2 protein-coding genes and 1 pseudogene are annotated in these 3,161 nt (G+C 53.1%); all 3 read left to right on the forward strand.

Features of this window, described 5'->3' with window-relative positions; all coding sequences use genetic code 11:
• Positions 1 to 432 precede the first annotated feature (432 nt).
• Complete coding sequence (locus ALO64_RS12265) at positions 433 to 1,674, forward strand: lytic murein transglycosylase (protein WP_005758833.1); 1,242 nt, start codon at positions 433 to 435, stop codon at positions 1,672 to 1,674.
• Between the two features lie 241 nt (positions 1,675 to 1,915).
• Positions 1,916 to 2,404 (forward strand): annotated as a pseudogene (locus tag ALO64_RS12270) (YagU family protein).
• A 499-nt stretch (positions 2,405 to 2,903) separates the two neighbouring features.
• Positions 2,904 to 3,161 (forward strand): DUF1525 domain-containing protein (locus ALO64_RS12275; protein ID WP_157058653.1); only part of this gene is annotated, 258 nt, incomplete at its 3' end.

Consider the following 3,161-nt stretch of genomic DNA (forward strand, 5'->3'; position numbering starts at 1 on the left):
TGTCTACACCCTCCTAGAAAAAACAGATGCTCCGTCACCAGCTCAGCCGGCAGACATGACGGAGTGACTACCAAGCAGTGGAGACAGAGGAGTAAGAAGGCCTGTTTCCTACAGGAAGTGCTGACCGTAAGGTTTGTCCCCGAATGCTGCGGGCTCCGCGTTGTCGACATAGCGTGATAGTGCAGGACTTGCATTGCTGATAGAAATTTCCGATGGAACCTCACGCTTAGTGATGACCACGCATAGCCCCGCAACATGAACAAATGGCCCAGCACACAGGATATGTAGATTATGCAAATCAGGAATGTCCACACTTCTTCATTGATAAGGCTGGCGCAGAATACCTCGACACCTCGCCAAGTTAGAAGCACCACATAGGCCACTTTCACTTCACAAGCACCGTATTGGAATCTTTACAGGAGAGTAAAAGCTATGCGTTCCAGGGTTATAACTCCATCGCTGGTAGTCATTATGCTTGCATGTGCATCAGCCGCGCCAGCTTGCTTCGCCACAGACATGACTCCCGGCGTGCAGAACGAGAGCACGTCAGAGGCGGATTTTCAGCAATGGCTGGCTACTTTCCGCAGCAATGCAACTACTAAGGGCATCGACACAGCCACACTCGATCTTGCCTTCCAAAACATCACGCTTGACCCAACTGTGCACCAGTTGGACACGGCGCAACCAGAGTTCACGACGGCCATCTGGGATTACTTGTCTGAGCGTCTGACTCCGAAGAATACCCAGCAAGGGCAGGAGCTTCTGCAAAAAGAGCCAGTTTTGAACGAGGTAGAGCGTCATTACGGTGTGAATGCGAAGATTATCGCGGCCATCTGGTGTATTGAGAGCGGCTACGGGAAGGATATTGGTAGTCGCGATGTGATTCGTTCCTTGGCCACGCTTGCTTACAAGGGCCGGCGGATGAATTACGGGGCTACACAGTTGATGGCCGCCCTTCATATCCTGCAAAACAAAGACATTGCTCGCGCGCAATTGATTGGCTCGTGGGCTGGCGCGATGGGGCAGACGCAATTCATCCCGACGACCTATCTTGACTATGCAGTTGATTTTAACCACGACAATCGGCGCGACGTTTGGAGTTCCCGTGCCGATGCGCTGGCCTCCACTGCCTCTTATTTAAAACGCAGTGCTTGGAACTCGCGCATCTCTTGGGGACAGGAGGTGCAGTTGCCCGAGAATTTCGATTACGCTCAGGCTGACATGTCGATCAAGAAACCCGTTGCAGAATGGCAACGGCTCGGGGTGATGGGAACGACGCACGCGATTCCGGGCGAGCTCGCACAGGAGCAAGCATCGGTCTTGCTGCCTGCTGGTTATCGCGGGCCAGCATTTATGGTCCTAAGTAATTTCCGTAGCATTCTGCGCTATAACAACTCCATTGCCTATGCGCTAACGATCGGGCTACTAGCCGACAGTTATGCTGGCGGGACCGGCGTGTCTCACCCGTGGCCGACTGATAACCCTCCCTTGGGCAGCATTGCGCAGGTAACCGATTTGCAGAAACTGCTGACTGCTAAGGGCTACTCCCTGGGTACTGCTGACGGTGTGATAGGGGCGATGACCCGGGCGGCCATCCGGGCTTACCAGAAGGATCAGCATTTGCCACCCGACGGTTACGCTAGCACTGTACTACTGGAGAGTCTGCGCCGATAGGTGTACTCACTTCATAGGTTTAGCTCGCTATATTTTTTTGGGGGGGGTCGCCGGGTTACACCCCCCCAGAAAGTTTGTATAATCGTGTGCAGCCCCAGAATAAGATCGCTTCGATATTTATAATTTACCTATTAAAATCATAGTGATACGAATAGCCGTCGGGTACTTCTATTTTGAGGAAACGCTCTGGGCGCGGATCTGGATCTCTCAAGCCTGGTCTATCGAAGGAAAGGATGTTGACTTGAAAACTCGTGAATATTATGTCGCGGCAGCGGCCGGTTTAATTGCAGGTAACGTTTCTAGCTTTGTCAAGTGGGGGACGGAAATCCCATTTCCGCCTCGCACACCAGATCGTCCAATCCCGCCTTTAGAGATGCTTGATTCGCTCGGTATCAACGCTAATCAGCTTACCTACGTGTACTCCGAGCACATGGTGAATTATGGCAGTGCCTTGATTCACCAAAGCTTTTCCATTTTTTTCGCCATTTTCTATTGCCTGACTGCGCTTAGGTATCCGCGTATTGCCGTTTGGCAAGGTTTTGGCTTTGGCATGCTTGTAACCCTGGCTTTTCACGGGGTACTTTTACCGATGTTTCACTGGGCTCCTCCGCTCTGAGAGCTTCCTCCAGCGGAATGGGCATCTGAAACCTTTGGACACTTGCTATGGATATGGGTGATCGAAGTCATACGTCGCGATCTGCAGCAACGTTGGTCGCCCGGCCCTGGTTAGCTGTAACGACCTGCAATCGAAATGGCCTCAACCTGCGACCATCGCGTTTTTCGACCGGGATTGATTGCTTGGCGGTAAAAGCGACGTTTCAAGCTGGGCCAGCTCTGTGACGCGCAGGCCAGCTGTGTGAGTGAGCCAAAGCAGCAGCACGTCCGCTCTGGCATGCGGCCTGTCATCGAAGCCACTCTCTATGAGGTGTTTGATTTGACCACGTCGAAGGTATGTTGCACTAAGGATCTTGGCTGTAGTGGAACTCTCTATCAGGATTGGCGGAAATTCGCTGTCGTTCCAAAGAGAGTCAGCAGCAGGCCTCCGGGAAAGCCTACCACCAGTGTTTATGCGGCGTTATAAGAAAATGCTACCGCGCCTGCTGCTCGATGGCAGGCGCACGGCCCAGACAGGCGCCACCAAACCCCAACCGTCCCGATAACGGTTTCCTACTGACGGCTCTTCATCAATCGCGTTTCCTGTACCTGACACCATCTGCAGGTACTGCCACATGCTTCCCTCCAGAACCTATTGCTTCAGATCCAAACGTAGCCTTTTGGGCTTCCTGGGCTTGGTCATGGCCGCCCAGATCACCCTCGCACACGCGGAGACGTGGGTCATTACGGACCGTAACCATCCCGTTCAGACACCGGCACATGTCCGGCTGATTCTCCTGGACGAGCAAGAGCGGCTTGAGACCAAGCTTTCGGAAGGGCTACCAGCGAATCAGCAACAAGCCATCTCAATCATGCAGCAACGCCTCAAGAGC

Origin of the sequence: Pseudomonas meliae (assembly GCF_001400515.1) — a bacterium.
Lineage (GTDB): Bacteria > Pseudomonadota > Gammaproteobacteria > Pseudomonadales > Pseudomonadaceae > Aquipseudomonas > Aquipseudomonas amygdali.

What these genes read in the sequence shown, in the direction of transcription:
- ALO64_RS12265 (WP_005758833.1), top strand. Translation starts at nt 433, where the DNA reads ATGCGTTCCAGGGTTATAACTCCATCGCTGGTAGTCATTATGCTTGCA.